Annotated in this window: 18 protein-coding genes; 5 read left to right on the top strand and 13 right to left on the bottom strand. The window is 36.2% G+C overall.

The features are described from left to right. Positions 1–346: 346 nt before the first annotated feature. The 3 genes from QVB70_RS00855 to QVB70_RS00865 all read left to right on the top strand — a co-directional run bounded on the left by QVB70_RS00855 (position 347) and on the right by QVB70_RS00865 (position 2836). Positions 347–1543, top strand: coding sequence for a hypothetical protein (locus QVB70_RS00855; protein WP_287582422.1), 1197 nt, complete (start codon positions 347–349; stop codon positions 1541–1543). A 26-nt stretch (positions 1544–1569) separates the two neighbouring features. Further along, positions 1570–2280 (top strand): hypothetical protein, encoded by a 711-nt coding sequence (locus tag QVB70_RS00860; protein WP_287582423.1) that lies wholly within the window; start codon positions 1570–1572, stop codon positions 2278–2280. 316 nt (positions 2281–2596) lie between these two features. Next, positions 2597–2836, top strand: coding sequence for a hypothetical protein (locus tag QVB70_RS00865; protein WP_287582424.1), 240 nt, complete (start codon positions 2597–2599; stop codon positions 2834–2836). A gap of 152 nt (positions 2837–2988) precedes the next feature. Here QVB70_RS00865 and elbB read toward each other — a convergent pair whose 3' ends face one another. Further along, positions 2989–3687, bottom strand: coding sequence for an isoprenoid biosynthesis glyoxalase ElbB (gene elbB / locus QVB70_RS00870; RefSeq protein WP_342766529.1), 699 nt, complete (start codon positions 3685–3687; stop codon positions 2989–2991). 253 nt (positions 3688–3940) lie between these two features. Here elbB and QVB70_RS00875 point away from each other — a divergent pair, with 253 nt between their 5' ends. Next, entirely contained in the window at positions 3941–4564 is a 624-nt protein-coding gene (locus tag QVB70_RS00875; protein ID WP_287582426.1) for a YbhB/YbcL family Raf kinase inhibitor-like protein, read from the top strand. Between the two features lie 67 nt (positions 4565–4631). Here QVB70_RS00875 and QVB70_RS00880 read toward each other — a convergent pair whose 3' ends face one another. Together QVB70_RS00880 and QVB70_RS00885 are read right to left on the bottom strand one after the other, a co-directional pair. Then, a complete protein-coding gene (locus QVB70_RS00880; protein ID WP_287582427.1) occupies positions 4632–5459 on the bottom strand; it encodes a hypothetical protein in 828 nt (275 codons plus the stop codon). 119 nt (positions 5460–5578) lie between these two features. After that, positions 5579–6154, bottom strand: a complete 576-nt coding sequence (locus QVB70_RS00885; RefSeq protein ID WP_287582428.1) for a sugar phosphate isomerase/epimerase family protein — start codon at positions 6152–6154, stop codon at positions 5579–5581. 80 nt (positions 6155–6234) lie between these two features. Here QVB70_RS00885 and QVB70_RS00890 point away from each other — a divergent pair, with 80 nt between their 5' ends. Continuing rightward, positions 6235–7764 carry a tyrosine-type recombinase/integrase gene (locus QVB70_RS00890; protein ID WP_287582429.1) on the top strand — a complete coding sequence of 510 codons (1530 nt, stop codon included), beginning with the start codon at positions 6235–6237 and terminating at the stop codon, positions 7762–7764. Here QVB70_RS00890 and QVB70_RS00895 read toward each other — a convergent pair. The 10 genes from QVB70_RS00895 to QVB70_RS00940 all read right to left on the bottom strand — a co-directional run. Continuing rightward, the gene (locus QVB70_RS00895; RefSeq protein ID WP_287582430.1) at positions 7754–7900 is read right to left on the bottom strand and encodes a hypothetical protein; all 147 of its coding nucleotides are present in this window, start codon (positions 7898–7900) and stop codon (positions 7754–7756) included. The two genes, QVB70_RS00890 and QVB70_RS00895, sit on opposite strands and share 11 nt — an antisense overlap. 7 nt (positions 7901–7907) lie before the next feature. Beyond that, positions 7908–8243, bottom strand: coding sequence for a hypothetical protein (locus QVB70_RS00900; RefSeq protein WP_287582431.1), 336 nt, complete (start codon positions 8241–8243; stop codon positions 7908–7910). A gap of 153 nt (positions 8244–8396) precedes the next feature. After that, positions 8397–10562, bottom strand: coding sequence for a phage/plasmid primase, P4 family (locus QVB70_RS00905; protein WP_287582432.1), 2166 nt, complete (start codon positions 10560–10562; stop codon positions 8397–8399). Beyond that, complete coding sequence (locus QVB70_RS00910; RefSeq protein ID WP_287582433.1) at positions 10559–10765, bottom strand: hypothetical protein; 207 nt, start codon at positions 10763–10765, stop codon at positions 10559–10561. The genes QVB70_RS00905 and QVB70_RS00910 overlap by 4 nt, the downstream gene beginning before the upstream one ends. A 962-nt stretch (positions 10766–11727) precedes the next feature. Then, positions 11728–12855: a hypothetical protein gene (locus QVB70_RS00915; protein ID WP_287582435.1), complete on the bottom strand. Its 1128-nt coding sequence runs from the start codon at positions 12853–12855 to the stop codon at positions 11728–11730. A 17-nt stretch (positions 12856–12872) separates the two neighbouring features. Next, on the bottom strand, positions 12873–13166 hold the full coding sequence (locus QVB70_RS00920) for a hypothetical protein (RefSeq protein WP_287582437.1): 294 nt from the start codon (positions 13164–13166) through the stop codon (positions 12873–12875). A 344-nt stretch (positions 13167–13510) separates the two neighbouring features. Next, a complete protein-coding gene (locus QVB70_RS00925) occupies positions 13511–14239 on the bottom strand; it encodes a hypothetical protein (RefSeq protein ID WP_287582439.1) in 729 nt (242 codons plus the stop codon). A 537-nt stretch (positions 14240–14776) separates the two neighbouring features. After that, complete coding sequence (locus QVB70_RS00930; protein WP_287582441.1) at positions 14777–15946, bottom strand: hypothetical protein; 1170 nt, start codon at positions 15944–15946, stop codon at positions 14777–14779. Then, complete coding sequence (locus QVB70_RS00935) at positions 15936–16187, bottom strand: hypothetical protein (RefSeq protein ID WP_287582443.1); 252 nt, start codon at positions 16185–16187, stop codon at positions 15936–15938. The genes QVB70_RS00930 and QVB70_RS00935 overlap by 11 nt, the downstream gene beginning before the upstream one ends. Before the next feature lies 1 nt (position 16188). Further along, positions 16189–16900: hypothetical protein (locus QVB70_RS00940; RefSeq protein ID WP_287582445.1), on the bottom strand; the 712-nt coding region annotated here is incomplete at its 5' end.

Consider the following 16900-nt stretch of genomic DNA (forward strand, 5'->3'; position numbering starts at 1 on the left):
TTAACTATCTTGTTTATTTGTCCATTTTCTTGAGTTTCTTCCATAACCTTTGGAACAAACAATTCTATATGTACTTCTTTTTCGGTGGTATTTACACCAATTATTCTTGCATTATCGATTTTTGAAAGCTTATAAAGGATTTCTTTTATGATGGCCTCCTCCTGACTGAGGCTAATGTTTATGCAATTTAAGTAGGTCAGGTTAAAAATGCTTCTTTACAAAAATCTAACTCTATATTTAGAAGATCATCCACAATCTAGAAAAGAAATGATTGCAATTATTTCACCTAGAATCTATTTGACCAAAATAAAATATTAAGTATTAAAAAAAACATTGTGGAGTTTAAATGACAGATATCGCACTATTACTTCATTTTCATTATCCTTATTACGGTCCTGACGAAATCTTTTTCGAAATTTGTAAAAAGTGCTATGAAAGACTACTATATTTAATTCGAGATTTAGAACACAACTTTAGCCCTGTCAGAATCACCGCAAATATTACTGGTGCGTTATTAAAATGGTTTGAGAGGAAAAGAGATGATCTTTTCAGTCTAATAGGGGAATTAGTTGATTCCCAGGTTCTTGAACTGATGACTTCCCCCTTTCACCAGGCCCCCTCTATCTTTACACCAGATGGTCTGTTAAAAGAACAGACTTTTCATCATCTAAAAATGATACGTGACTCTTTTGGGATTACGCCAACAGGATTTTTTCCCCCAGAATTGATTTTTGCAAAAGATATTGTGCCCACATTGTCAGAGTTAGGACTTAGCTATATTATTGTGGATGGAGATCCCATCGCTTTTGACAAGCAAGATCTTGGGGGTATTTATAATTGTGAGTTCTATGGAACAGAAATGAAGCTTTTCCCAAGAAATCGTGACCTTAGTTATGCTTTAAGTCATGGATGGCCTCGTGCCGAACAAATCCTTGATAAGGTAACACACAAGAATCATCTTTCTCCTTTACTTATTGCACTTGATGCAGAAACCTTTGGATATTATCGTTCGGATGTCTATTTTTCATTATTATGGTATATATTTGAGAAAGAATCACAAAGAACAGATATCTCTATTTGGCATGCAAATGAACTTCTGAATAAATCTCCAGTTGTAGGATCATATTCCTTTGATGGTATCACAACATGGGCTGAAGACCTGAGTATTTTCTTTGATGACAGCTTTTTTCACAAAATGTGGATTCGCAGAAATGCAGTATTGATGAGATATCAATGTGTTGAACTGCTCTATTTTAAGTTAGAAAACTTCATTAAGCACAAAAAACCAATTTATAATGCTGATTCCTTGTTTCAGCAACTCATCGCTATAAAACTTAATCAAATAGATAAATACAGATGGCTGATTTATCGTCGTTTGTTAGATATTGGGCTTTTTCACAAAAAATACTCAAATGCTCACACACGAGATGTATTTTACCAAGATTGTGAAAAGATTCTCTATGAGTTAGGATGGGTAGAAAGACAACTGGATGATCTGTGGAAGTCAGTACAATTAGATGTTTCACATGGACATAAAAAATAAAAATCGATCTCTTTGAGGCACTTAAAGTGGTTCGTGGTGTCATTTATTCAGTTATTGACGAAAACATTGGACCTCAACCTATTTATTGGCATCCTGATGCTTTAGATGAAGACTTTATTAACGATAAGGTCATTAAAATCATGACGATTTGTTTTATAGGTGTAGAAGAAAAAGGAAAAACATCTAGTGTGGAGGGTAAGTCTATTATTCCATTCCCTATGGAACAGTTTATTTCATTCGCTTATTATTTCTATATTGAAAATCCTGAGAAAAGAGGCGGTGTAGTTCCTGCTACTGTTTCAATTCTTGTTGAAAGAAACTATTTATCACTTCTGTATGAAAAAGCATGGATGTTTACGCATCGAATTGTACCTATCGTGAAAGCCATAAGGAAGGGGCAGCCATTTCAAGGACTTATTGATGGTTTATACAACTTCCTTGTATCAGAACTTGATGCCCAGCAAACCAGTCCACCATTGGATCAAAAAGAAAAGATGCTTATATACGAACTGGCCTCTTTAAAACCTATTATTATCAGCACGCGCCTTGACCTTCTTACTAGTTATATACCGTATCTTCCTTCAAATATTGTTCAAAAAATTCTTCCACTTCTTACTGAGGGGGAATTGACTATTCGAGAAATCTCAAAAAGGACAGCCTTATCTATGACAGCAACTATTGATGCAATTGAATTTCTTAGAGAAAAGGGTCTTGTGGCAATTAAAACAGAAACTTAACGAATTATTCACATAAGGTCACACCCGTTAATATTTTCCTTTTATTGTGGTTTTAATCAATAAATAAAATAATTGAGAGAATCTATGCCTTTTTGAGGCTATTATATTTTAGTTACTAAGAGATCGCCTTACATTTTTTCTCACTGCCTCATAGTTTCAAAGACAATTACTGAAAAGAAAGCATTCACTATAATCCACCCTTTCCCCAAAAGAACATAAATCCTTTTAACCAAATGCTTGTTTAATCAAAAGGTTCTTAAAGTATTTTCATATCATGATTAGTATACCAAAAAACATGAATCAACGTGTATTTAAAATGAATGAATCAAATAAATATACCGATAAAAAACTTGAAAAACTCTATAAAGGTCAAAAAATACTTATTGAGAATCAAAAAGCCTTGTTTGAGTCTATAAAACGTGTTGCAGATGTCATAAATGACATTCAAGATCATTTTGCAGAATTAGCTGAATTGACAGAAAAATTAGTTTTCCTGAAAGAAAAACGCGAATCCGTTCATTATTATAACAAAAACATGCCTGAAATGTATGTCTGATATCCTTTCCTTTTTTTTGGCTTTATCGTTAAACAAATCTAATGTGGATTATTTTTTCATCGATCACTCATCACACGTCTCTAAAGCTGAAAGGAACGCCGATGAACCTTAAAAAAAGAGAGAACTGCTGTTAAATTAAGCAGTCCTTTAATTTACGCTTGTGCCATTTTCAGAACTTGGTCAACCAATTTTTCAATGCCGGTAGCAACATCGGATATGCGTGGTCCTAACATATAGGCAGGCGTTGAGACAACCTTATTTTTTTCATCCACGACAATATCGTTCACAGGTTTGTCTACATGTTTAGCACCTATCGTCTCTAATGCGGCTGCTGTATCTTTATCAGTGCCAATCGTCAGTGTCACGCCTTCTCCAGACTTCGCGCCAATTGCTGGAGCAATGCAAATTAACCCGATTGGTTTTTTACCAAACATTTCCTTAAATAACCGATCAACTTCAGGATTAACTTCCATTCCAGTTCCTTTGGTCGCAAAGTTTGATAGATTTTTAGCTGCTCCAAATCCACCTGGGAAAACAAGTGCATCCAAATCTGCGCTCTTTACGTCTTTCATATCTTTAATGTTTCCACGTGCAATGCGTGCAGACTCTACTAACACGTTTCTTGTTTCGCCCTTAGCTTCTTCCCCTGTCAAATGATTGACAACATGCATTTGAGGAATATTTGGTGCCATCATAACGATTTTGCAGCCAGCACGATCAAGTGCTAAAAGGGTAATTACTGCTTCATGGATTTCTGCGCCGTCGTATACACCGCACCCAGACAAAACTACACCTACTTTACACACAACTCCACCTCCAAGAAAAATAGTACTCAAACTATATGTAAACATGAATATATTAAGTTTTATAATTAGACTTTGTAAAGAAAAAGATACGAAGCATAGAACAGGACTGTGTAGTTCTGACAACATATTATCGCTGGTGCATCAATTAAATTTTTGGAAAATTCTAGGTACTCATTATTTGAAAATTTTTGACATTTTCCCATCGCTAAAGCAGTAGACATTTTTGTATCTTTTTTGTAACAATCTACAACTATTATATAATTCTTGCATACATATAGGCTTAGCAGGAGAGATTCCCATGAAATTGACAACAACTGCATTTAAAGATGGCGAGCGAATTCCAGGAAAATATGGCTTCTGTGTGCTCACTCCTGAAGGCGTGCAGATGGGAGAAAACATTAACCCAGACTTTTCGTGGTCGGATGTTCCCGCAAGAACACAGTCCTTTGTATTCATCTGTCACGACTCAGATGTACCTTCAAAACCAGATCAAGTCAATAAAGAAGGCATGACGGTGCCAAAAGATCTACCTCGTGTTGATTTTGCGCATTGGGTTCTTATCGAGATTCCGGCTGATTCAGCAGGCATCAAGGAGGGAGAATTTTCTAGTGGCATTACGGCTCGCGGTAAGCCAAGTGGAAGAGTTTCACAGGGAACAAGACAAGGTCTCAATAATTATACGGATTGGTTCAAGGGCGACGAAAACATGGAAGGCGATTATTATGGTTACGATGGTCCCTGCCCTCCTTGGAATGATTCCATCATCCACCACTATCATTTCACACTCTACGCTTTAGATATCGACCATATTCATGTCCCAGAAAAATTCGGCAGACCTGAGGTTTTAGAAGCTATAAAAGGGCATATTCTAGCTGAAGTAAAAATCACAGGAACCTATACTCTAAACAAAGACTTAGCCTAAAACCCGAGTTCCTCTTGTTGGAGAAGTTATTCTCCTTTCTTTTTTATCTGCAAAACGTTGCTATTATTTAATTCTTTCTTTTTTCAAGTTCCTCTTCTAAGGAAATTGGTATTGCTCCTTCTTCTTCTACTACCCTATACCATGACTTTTTCTTTCCAATTTTTGCCCTCAATTTCCATCTACGTGTCTTCGGTTCATTTTCTATCATCTCTTTGATAGTTTTTAGTTTAATTTGGATTTGCTTAACTTCCTCAGGCGAAAGGTTGTAATGATGCATTAGATTAAGACATTTGTTAATATTAGAAATAATATCAGTATAAAGTCCCCAGTCCTTCGCACACAGTTGAGCAATGTATTTCACATTGATGACACCAGATTTGTCTTCTTCATCTAGAGATACATCTTTAACAATAGTGAGAATGTCCCGAAGATCTTTCTCGTTCATCGTGTATATTTGCAGTTTGGTGATCAGGATATCGCTTATAGATATGGTGTAATCTTCAAGAGTAAGCCTGTCTTTTAAAACGACATCATGCTCCATACGAAAAGTATCTAAGAAGACATCCACGTGGTCTTCTAAATCTTTTTTATAGAACTGCATCTGTTGGCCTGAAGTTGCAATAGCCACGTTTCTGTTTTCTGTGTATCCAAGTTCCTTAAAAGTCTCGTTAATTTTCTTAAAATGCTTCTTTAAGCCTACGAGGTCTATATCTCCGTAGTCTCTCTCACAAAAATCAATTATTTCACAATGATTTCGTACTGCCAGACCGCCTATAAGCCTTAAGATAGCATCCTTTTTTCTAGCAACATCAATTATCCGTATAGCTTCATTGATCCTATCCTCTCGAATGCTTTTCTTATTAAAAAAGGAGATATTTTCTTTGTGAAGTGACACTTTATCACCTTATTCAGCTGGAAAAGATTCACGCTTGTGGTCTTCAATCCTAGTAAAAATGGGATTTAGGGATATAATTTAATTCTGTTCGTGGCATGTCACATATTTTCAAAAAATGTTTAATCTTGCGCCACAACGTTATCAAAAAACTTTTTACAAGACTTAAGAATAAAAGAAACCGTTTCATTTTTAGGTCGTATTTCGAAACTGTACCAACCTTGATAGTTATTTGCTTTTAGTGTCTCAAAAAACTTGACGAAATCATGTTCCGTTAAAAGTCCCACTGTGGGCAGTGCATGATCGTCTAATTTGCCTCCATTGTTATCTATATGAAGATGGTATATGTAGCGCCTTAATTTTGTTGCAACATCGTTTAAATTCTCTTTGCTGAGTAAAAAATGTCCTGTATCAAATACAGCGCCTATATATCGTGATAGGCTTCCAATGGTCTCAAATACTTTCAATAGATCATCTGAATTCTCACAAATACGTCCATGTGCGTTCTCTATGCAAATTCTAAGATTTAGTTCCTCACACACCTCTCCAAGTTCCTTTAGGTTTCCTATGAAATTATTGAATAGCAATTCGTCATCTTTTCCTTCCTGTTTAAGCCCAGGAAGAATAACGACAACTGGTGCACCTACTTTCTTAGCAAAAGATAAACAACTTTTTACGTTATTTTTTGCAAAAACCAACGATAACAGTTTTATAGTAGTATGGAAGATAGTAAATATACATCACCACCACTACAATGGAGGGGTTACAAATATCTAAAATGTTAAGAAATAAACAAAAGCCTCGAAAATTCGGTTGGTTATTAAAAAACAAACAAGTTGTAGAATGGATACAACGCTTTAAGTCAGAAGGTACTCAAAGAACATATCTTAATCGTTTTGCTGATTTTTGTAAACTCACGGATATTACTCCAGAAGTCTTACTAAATAACACACCACAAGAAAATGATGCACTTTTAGAACAGGGTTACAAAAAACTCATAGAACACAATCTCGCACATAGAATAAACATGACACAATCTGCTATAAACTCTTTTCTTAGATTTTATGACAAAAAACTCGAAAAACCGGCCTCAGAAAGACATGATGAATTCGGGCATTATATTAGTCTCTCAGAACGTGAAAAGAACTTCGGTTGGCTTTTAGATTATGATGAAATACGTTATTGGATTGATGACTATACTGCTGAAAACACCAGAAGAAACTACCTGAGACGATTACACCATTTCTTAAAAGAACATAAACTCACACCACCTGAACTTCTCGCTCTTTCAGAAAAAGAAATCATTAAAAAATATACTTTCTCAAAACAACGCCTCTTGCATGAAGACAAAAGTTCATCAGCGAATAAGTTAAGAGTGACGTTAGCTACCTTCTTTGATGCACATAGAAAATTAGTGCGCTGGACCAAAAAAGAACGGGTTAACGTAAAATATACACGCGTACAAAACCAGTATATTCCTTCAAAAGATGAAATCTATCGTTTGGCTGATAGTTCTGGTAGTCTGAGAAATCGCGCAATTATTCTATGTTTGTATCACAGCGCTGTGAGAAAGAATTGTATAAGACGGTGGACCTATGGCATGGTAAAAGACTATCTCTATCCTAAGCTTCAAGTACCTATAAGAATAAAAATCACTCCGGAGATCGATACCAAACTACAACGATATGGTATAGCTTATTTCTATGCCTTTTTACAAGATGAAGCTGCTGAAGCATTGAAAACCTATATAGAATACCGAAAAGAAACTGAACCTTGGGATCCAGAAGATAATGATCCTATTTTTGTGTCTGAAAACTATCAATATCTCTATACCAACGAAAAACCACCAAAAATCAGTATGTCTGCGATCTATGCAGTGATAAAACGGACTGCTAAAAATTGTGGTCTGCCAGTAGATCGAATTTGGACGCATTTAATTAGAAAAGCAACCAGAAAAGTGTTGTATAAAGCACCGATTGATAATGATATGGCAGAAGCAATCATGGGACATAAATTGAAGGGTTCAAAAGAAAATTACTTCGATAGACATGATCTAGACTGGATAGCTAACGAATACATGAAAGCACCATTTTCAAGAGAAGGTGTTGGTAGACTCAATCATCTAGAAAAAGAGAAACAAAAACTTGAAGCCAAAATTACTACACAACAAGAAGAACTTGAAACCTTACAACGACAATTAAAAGCCAAAGATCAAGATACGGAGAACATTAAAACATTACTCACTCAATTAACGCAACGAATAAATGATATCGAAGCAAAAGAAAAGAAAAACGATTCTAAGCAGTAACCGGTTTTTCCAATATCTCATTTATTTTTTTGATGATTTCTTTACATTCTCCCACTAACTCAAGAACTGTTTTTTGATCTTGAGCAGCTTGAGCATTTGTTTTTTCTACTTTTTTTGGTGCTTTTTCCAGGACCATCACCACCTTATTTTTGTGAAAGTCTCTCCTTTTTTCGTTCAATATATGGATAGAGCATTCCTTCTCCCCAGTAACACCCATGGCAGATGTTTAACTCGATTTCAGTACCCTCGAAATCTTTAACTAATAGCGTTGTGAAAGATCCGGGCGTACACAAGTGTTGACAGAAATCACATAATTCAGCTATTGTTAAACACTTCTCACATACATATTGTATGGGGTGAAAGGTACCATTAGGATTTTCAATTTGCCAAATCAATGGCCGCCATTGACTCTTTATACACTGTTTTAGTTCATAACAAAGATCACATCGAACTATTTCAGAACTTGTTACCTCACTCATACATATCAATTCTCCGTGATTGTTCACATTTATTTTGTGGTCAGGATGGCAAGGATGGCAAGGATGATTCTTTAACTTCTTATATACGCGTACGCGTACGCGTGAATAGTAATTAAATAAGAAAGATCCTAACCATCTTAACCATCCTACCCCCTATTGATTTTCCTCATCTTCTTTTGTTTTGAACCTAATACCTTTCCAGAATGCCTTCCTCTCTCCCTCAACTTTATGGCGTGTTGAAGTTATGCTAGTTACATATCGGGGTAGTTCTCTTGCAAAGACGTTCTTAGAAGTTGAGGGTAATTTGTTTTCATTACAATATTCAATATACTCGGTGAAAACAATATCTTTTTCAAGTTCCTCTGTATGATCGACAATAAGTCTATCTAAAACAAACGCTTCTATAGGATTGCTTTTTCTAATGTAGTCCTCTCGTATTTGATCTACAGTTTTAGAATAACTAAATATTTTTTGTTTATTGAGACGTTCTAAACCTTCCAAAGCCCAGTTTAGAAAACCACTAAGTTCTTGTGGTGTTATTAAATCTTTGATGATGTTAGGATCTGCATCTTTTCCTAAAAATTGGTTTGGAAAAGTGACGATAATCCATCTACGATAAAAAGCATCTGATTGATCACTTACTTTAGGTAGTTTATTAGCCGAGAAAATGAGTTTGGCAGTATTTACGAACGTGATTGGGTTACGACTAAACTTAATATCAGCGGTAACAGGATCACCACCGGTAAGAGCCTTGTATAAACCGGTATTACTAACCGCTATATCTGGTAAATCAGGATAAACATTAGCGAGCTTGCCGTATAATTGTGCAATTAAAAAACGTTGCATTGTGAGATCTTGAAGACTAATCCCCGACACGTTTTGAGATCCTAAAAACGCTTTTAATAGGTTTAGAAACGTAGATTTACCATTTGCCCCCTCACCTAAAAACATAATGCTCACTTGATAACGATAATCTCGTTGAAGGCAATACCCAACTAATTCTTGAAGTATATCTTTATCACCTGCTGCAACTATTGCAGCAATGAATTTCTCAATCTCTGGACATTCTGCATTCTCATCATATAGTACTGGTATCTTTACTAAAAAATAATGTTCTGGTGAGTGCGGTATCATTTCTTTTGTTTCAAGGTTTAGGATACCATTTTCAACACAAATGAGAGAGATGTTAGTATTGAAAACTTCTCTTTCACCGTAGTTCATTATCTTAATGTTTGCCATAATTTCGTTAATTATATGTGTTGTAGTTTGTTCTTTTAAGATCTCTTGGATATCCTTCTCAATGATAACCTCGCCATTTTGTTTGTAAATGCCTTTTTCATAAAAATAGCATTCCCTAGAATCCTTGAATGTAAAGAAATGATGATTATTCGATATAGCAGTAGCTACATTCCAAACAAGTTTTGTTTTATCAATTGCTTTTTTTTGATAGGGACACTCTTCAGAGCAATAATCAGCATTAGAAGGACGTGAACAACCGAAACTATATTTGTTGTCATACACGGAGTTCAAAACGCTTTCAAGTTCAAATTTATCTAAGGGTGATTCATTCTTTGAGTTCCATTCCTGAAGTATGGCCAAGGTGTTTTCTTTTGGAGATCCTATACTCCGGTAAAAATTAACTATGTCAAAACATCTTTCGTTCCTTTCGCCTTGTTTCGCGCCTTGCAACATTGCAGTAATGCAGAAGGGTATAACACCTTTCTTAAGAACGATGGGGCGTATCTCTACATCTCTTCTTTGTCTTTGTTTTTGAGTTTTTGCGTCTCTAAACGTTTCTTTGAGACTTCCAATGAAATCATCTATATCTTGAATAACAGCTATGTTTTCGATCCCAATATCTCTATATTTTTGTCCAGAAACGTGTATCGAAGGTGGTGCAACAATATAACTGCCTTCACCCTTCAAAGTAACTTCTGGTTTAACAGGAATAGTTCTCATTGGCTTTTGTGCTTTGAGATAAACATGATAGCCTCTTCCTGTTTTAACAACCTTTGTCTTTTCACGATAATGATCTAAGTCGATAGCCTTATGTAAATCCTCTTCTGTATCAAAATCTAAAACTAAAAGATTCCCGGAGACTTTACCGCACACAATACCTAAGTTAATAGGTCCATTATTAAGCCATTGTTCTAATTCATCTCTAGAGGCCTTTCTGGTTTGAAACTCCTTCCAGGATATTGTTGGCTTTTTGTCCTGGTATTGTAATGGAATGATACTAAAACCGTCCTGCAAATAGCATAGTGCAGCATAACAAATATCATCTATGTGCTTTTCCTCTTTTGGTGTTAATTCGTTCACTCATTCATCCCCTCTACTCTATTTAGAATATTTGCTAGTCTTTTGAGACATAAACAGATATTAGAATGTAAAAGACCTGTTAATCTATTAGCAATGAAAATTAGTGTTAGTTCAATTTCGACAATTTCTTTTTTCAACCAGAAAACGGTGTCGTTCTTATGGGTGCTTTCGAAACGCTTATTAGGTACGTCTATAATAGACATAGTTGACTATTCCTGTTTAATCTTGTGTAGTCACGGAAAACCAGGAAGGACATGATACGCCTTTGCACCTTTAACTGATGAGTCTCTTCCTTTTCTTTCCGTTTATACTGATTCTTCTTTTAGTTCCTTGAAATATTTTTTCAACGCCTCTCTAATCAAGAAACTCAAATTTCCTTTACTATGTTTTTCGAGATCCTTTTTTAGAGAAGGAGGCATTGTAATTGAAAGTTTTACAGAAATTTTCATCACCTTATATTAACGTATTAATACTATTAGTCGTTCTGATATTCTCGAGCGGATATTTAAAGGTTTTGCCTTTTGCGTTGTTTATGTTAAATTTTAGCGTCAAAACGGCATCCTTAATTACATGAAAGTTACTTTCATGCAATACATATATCACAAGTCCTTAAACAAGTGTTTAATACATTTATGATTTATTTGTAAGTATTAGCGTTTGTTTAAACAAACGCTTAAACTAATCAACAAACCCTCATCTTGCTTAAGAACGAGGCTATTTTAATCAAAAAAGGTTTTGATTTATCATATTTTTCCTAATAAGATAAAACAACTATTTAATATTAAGCAAGAAAATTGAAAAAATATGAAAAAGTTTGAAATAATTTGAAAAGTTTTGAAAAATTCCAGAAAAAATTCGCCGTACATGTCGGAGAATTTTTCTAAGCAACATACTTCAAAATTTTTTGAATGCAATCCTGCAACCAAAAATAGTTTGAGTTATTGTATATATTGAATAATACTTGAATACTTTCTTCAAACACTAATTTCAACGATTTTTTGAAGAAAATTTCGAGCAAGTAGAGACGATGTTATATGTGTTTTAGTGTTTTTCCTTTGAGTTACACTATCATCAAGCTAGTGGATCTTTATAAATAACCGATATGTAAAACCTATGGCGAACTTCTGAAAAAGCGTTTCCAAGAAATACAAATCATAGTGCAAAATTAAGGTAGTACCATTGAAAACTTACCCAAAAACGTTCTACCTTTACCAGTAAGAACATAAGAACCTAAATCTTCTTTTGTAAGCATTTCACGTTCAACAAGCCTTGAAAGTACGTTATGGGTAGTACGTTCTTTGAGATCCGGTAATTCTTGCATTATCTGTTTTGGTGAAAGTGTTTCAAAATCCTTGAAAAGTACTAACACGTTCAAATCAGAAGAGATACCTGTTATCATCGCATAATTTAGAATTGGATCCTGTTCTTTATCCTTCTCTTCTTTTGTATCTATTGCTTCTCTTCTTTCGAATTTTAATTGTTCTAGAGAATCAATAATCTCGTTTTTGAGTCTACTCACTTCAGCTTCGCGTTCTTGGATTACTGTATCTTTTGTTTTTATCATTTTATTACGATCGATCAATTGGCCTTCTAATGAAGTGATATGTTCTTCTCGTTCAAGTAGAACGGTATGCGTTTCTTTCAGTTGTAATTTTTTGTTTGTAAGCACACTTTCTACTTCGGTTATGACACCTCGCAGCTTGCTTATTTCTTGTTGATATGCGATAGATTCAGAAACAACTTTTGAAAGGCTGTGTGCTATATACTCTTTGAATGTCGTTTCAATTGCGCTTATGGCTGTCTGGATAGTACCAGGAATAGTTTCGACTACCTCAAACGATTCATTAAGTTGGTTCGTTTTTGCATCCAAGAAACGTAGTTTATGCGTTACATACTCGGATAATCTCTTTTCAAGACCTTGTATAACTGAGTTAATTTTTTCTGAAAAACTATGTGTGAATGAATCAAGAAGACCATTAAACTGTTTGAGATTAGGAATATGCTCTGTAAAATTCGAGATTGTTTTATCCATATGTTTAGCCGTCTGGGCTGCATAGTCTCTCATAACTCTACCGGTACGCGTAGCTTCAAATTTCGAAGTATACCTCCAGACCGCTACACCGGATAGATATACAACTTCAAAAAGACCGATATATATAAGAAACTCTAGAAAATGAGCGCGTGCATACGTAAAATCAATATAATCCATATATGAGAGAAGAATTACCGCTATAATACCGCCAACAATCGCAGGTAACAAAAAACCCTCAAATTTCTTACTACTGAATTTCATAAACTACTCATCTCTAATTAGTAAGAGCATTGATTACAAACGTCTTTTAACGGACAATTAAAATTTCCTTTCGCGATATATCGAATACCACTCAAACTTGAACCATTACAACCTAAACGACAAACTATGCCGATATTTGCTAGTACATATAACGTATTGCGAAGTTTAGCATATGAAACATTAGTATCCTCAACTATTTCTTTAAGAACTTTTGGTGTCGTTGTGTTTTTGAGATATTCAACAATCTTCTCTTCGATAGTATTCGAAAAGTCAATCCTGCTATAATGCTCAAGAATAAGACTCGAATTCATAGTTGAATCACCCAAGCAGTTTCTAATAAATTCGTGAATGGGATGATAGGAGGGCCATACGACCCTCCTAGTGTTTCACACCCTCACACTTTTTTCCAATGCACTCCGAGTCTACACCGTTTTTTGGTTCTTTTCAATCCTTTCCTAGCAATTATGGGTATCGTGATAATTGCAGAACTATTCACATCATATCTTGCTATCTTAGGTGCTATAGGACTCTTGGAGCATCATGGGCGGTCGAATCTGGTAAGTGGGCGTATTCACCACCCTTTCCCATTGTTAGGGGGGAGTTGAATGAATATGTATTGTCGAAAAAATAAAAAAATGGTTATACTAGGGTGTGCTTAGATGGTGTCTTCTACGAGGTCATAGGTTGAACTTGTACCCTTACCGTAGGCATCGTTAAACCAGACAATATAGAGCCAAATACCGACATCGTCCGCGTTTGTTCCTCCAGATAAGTACTGTAATGTTATTGTTAAGTAGATTGCTCCACTCTCACCGTCTGCTCTGTATAAGATACAACCGTCTTCAGGGGATAAATCCTTTACAATGTAATAGCGCATGTGATCGCTGAAGGATTCTTCCGTGAAGGAACTTCGATCAAGAAACGCTTCCGCTTTATCAGCATCGGATTTATCAACGTACACTAAGGATTTGTCTGTTTCGTTAATTTTAACGTACATGTCCTTAATCATAATACCTTCATGTTCATTGCTAATATCTATACGCCAAGTTATAGTGCGTGTGACATCAGCAGAAACACAATCGACATTATCGTTGTCCGCAGGATTACCACCTTCAGTAACAGCGGCATCCTCACCTAACCAGCGTGCTGTGAATAGGAAGACTTCGGATTCGTCAGGTGATACACCGCTTTCCTTGAAGTGTACCCATATACCGCGCTCGTTATTACCGTCATCATCGGCATCATCCACAATTTTACCGCCGTCACCTAAGCCGGTATTAACTAGGTGTTGATTAGCGGTAACCATCTCGTCAAGCATTGGATATCCAGCTTCAGATTCGAAAAACAACGCATAATTACCGTCTTCACCTGAACCAGTTGCCATTGAGGTTAAGGACCATCCGTTTGAGGATCCGGTAAAACTCGCAGTCTTGGCACCGCTAGAGCTTACAAAGATCCAGTTCGACCCATCCAGGACAAACAAGTTATAGGTACATGAACCACCGAAATCACCGCTTTGGCCTTGTGTTAAGGTAGTGTTTTTCTGATTGACATCGAGACGAAACGCGCCGTCAACTGGTCCTCCAGCTTGTTGTTGTGTTGGTGCTTCGAATTGTGGAGTTTGAATATACCCACCCCACCAGGCTAGCGCACCGATAATCAGAATAACCAGAATATATTTTCCTGTATTTCTACCCATTATTCTCTCACCATTTCCCGCGTATTAAAAAGCGGGCTTGTGTTTCGCCTTTCGCGACCTATCCTTACCAAACCCGACCGCTAGGGATAGGACAGGGACATTATAACCCTCCTTACCTGTATCCGATAAGCATAAACCAGTAACAAAAAAACCAGGAGAGAGATGATTTTCTCTCTCCCTAGGAGATAATAAAAAATGCCTAAGCGTAAATTTCAACATTATTTACCGTCTCCGTCCCCCACTTAATTTCATTACGTTAGTAATGACTATTAGTGCACCGATAAGCACCGCAAAACCGATTCCAATGTATAGCAACAGTTTTAGTAAATTATTGACAATATCGACACCCTTGATTATTTGATCTACTAGATTTTCTAGTTTGTCAAGCCAAGTAATTTCATCCGAGAGATTCGGTGGATTGTAGCCACCTAAATTCTGATCTGTTGCGATAAACCGATGAGTAACAATAATTCGTGCTACTAGAGTCCATTTTGCCCAGGGGTGATAGATTTTTGCGGATTCTAGTGGATTTTTGCCTACCGTGAAATCAATTGAAGTCTTGAAGTATCCTTTGTCGGGAATATTATCGGGGTTTTGCCAGCCCGAAGAAAAATCATCATAACTGTACTGTCCTAGAGAACCACCGTTGATATCACTTAGTAATGATAACTGGCCACTTGCATCTGGCGAATAAACTGCTCTACTTTCAGGGTTTTGGTCATGTGAGTCGTCTCGAACTTCTAGTTTAAGAATCCCTGCCCATAACTCGTTATCATAATCAGCTACCTGCCACTGATTAATCCCTATCTTCATCCAAATATCGCACTTGACATTAAACCCTACTTCGTCATACAATAGATTAAGCATATCTTCGTCACCAACTGCTTCTGCTGTAATATAGACTTTAAACCAATACTCAAAGGATTCTACTTCCCATTCTTTACCATTACGCAGTATTTTATACTGTTTACTGTCTATCGGTCGCTTAGAATCTTGTAAGTTAGTATCACACTGTCCAAAACCACTTGAAATAAACTTCAAGTTAGGAATTCCGGCTTTGCGACCATCCGGATCAATATGTACATTAGAAGGGTCTTGCCAAGACCATGTTGATTGATAGGGTGATTTTTTGGATTGAGAATAAATACCGTTTAACGTAATTGTACGACCACTACCATCTCTCCCAGGTTGATTATAGAACTGGACGGCTACGAATTCCATTTGTGGTCCTTCATAACCACTACCTAATATTGAATACGATTGTGGGGCAGTAAAGAAATAGAACATAAGAATAGCAAACGCAATCATCCACACTCGAATATCAAAGCCTGCAATTCTGAGAAGTTTTATATTGCCCCATTTTTCCAGTTTCTTAAGCCATTTATTCGCCATTGTGATTCACTTCGACTTCGTGTGTTTTTGTTGTCAATCGATTTTTTATGAATAGAATCACACTGAACACCGCAATTATCACCAGTCCAATGCTACTCAGAAAAGAAAAGAATGCTAGGTATAAGCGTGGCACAAACAAGCCTACAAGATACCAAAAACCCATTGCTAGGATTCCAAAAAAAAACAAAAAAAATATTGCAACTATGGTGTGTTTTACCTGGACCAGTCTCTCTTCAGTCATATTATCGCCTCCGAACAAAAATAGCATACACTACCATCAGACCAATAATTGCCACAAAAACAATGATACCAAGTCCTAGCATTGAAATAATCTCACTGTATTCTCCGTAGTCTCCAGTAGGAACATAATCTGAGTAATCATCGCTACCACCACTGTCATCGCTACCACCACCGCCTTCAGGATTGCCTTCAGAAGTCACTATAACTATCTGGCCACTAATTTTAGCAGTAGCAGTATACGAATTAACCCCTGAATTATCATCAGCCTTTTTGATTCTAAGAACAGCAGTACAATGCTCTTTTAAACCATAATCACTTGGATTTTTTGTCCCTGAGCCAATATCAATGTAATCAAAGTCTTTGTCTTTACTTACATCACCGAAATCAACTTGATTAGAGTCGTCTTTCACATCGCTCATTGAGATTTTTTCAAACCCTACCCAAGAATCATCATCTACTCTGATTCTCATTGAGAGGTCAACATCATACCAATAATACTGTGATTCAACGTCACCTAGAATGTTTCTATCACTTTCACATTCTACCTTAATGGTATATGAGAAATCGTGAAGCGAAACGGTAGCTCTTTGCCTGTCATCACCGTTCCCATAATTATAGCCTTTATCTTTCTTGGCACCCGATACACTAAAACTTTGTATTGAAATTTGTAAGTCTGGTAGACCACCATTTGAATCGTCAGGATCTACCCTTGTA

This window comes from Candidatus Borrarchaeum sp. (genome assembly GCF_019058535.1).
Classification (GTDB): Archaea; Asgardarchaeota; Sifarchaeia; order Borrarchaeales; family Borrarchaeaceae; genus Borrarchaeum; species Borrarchaeum weybense.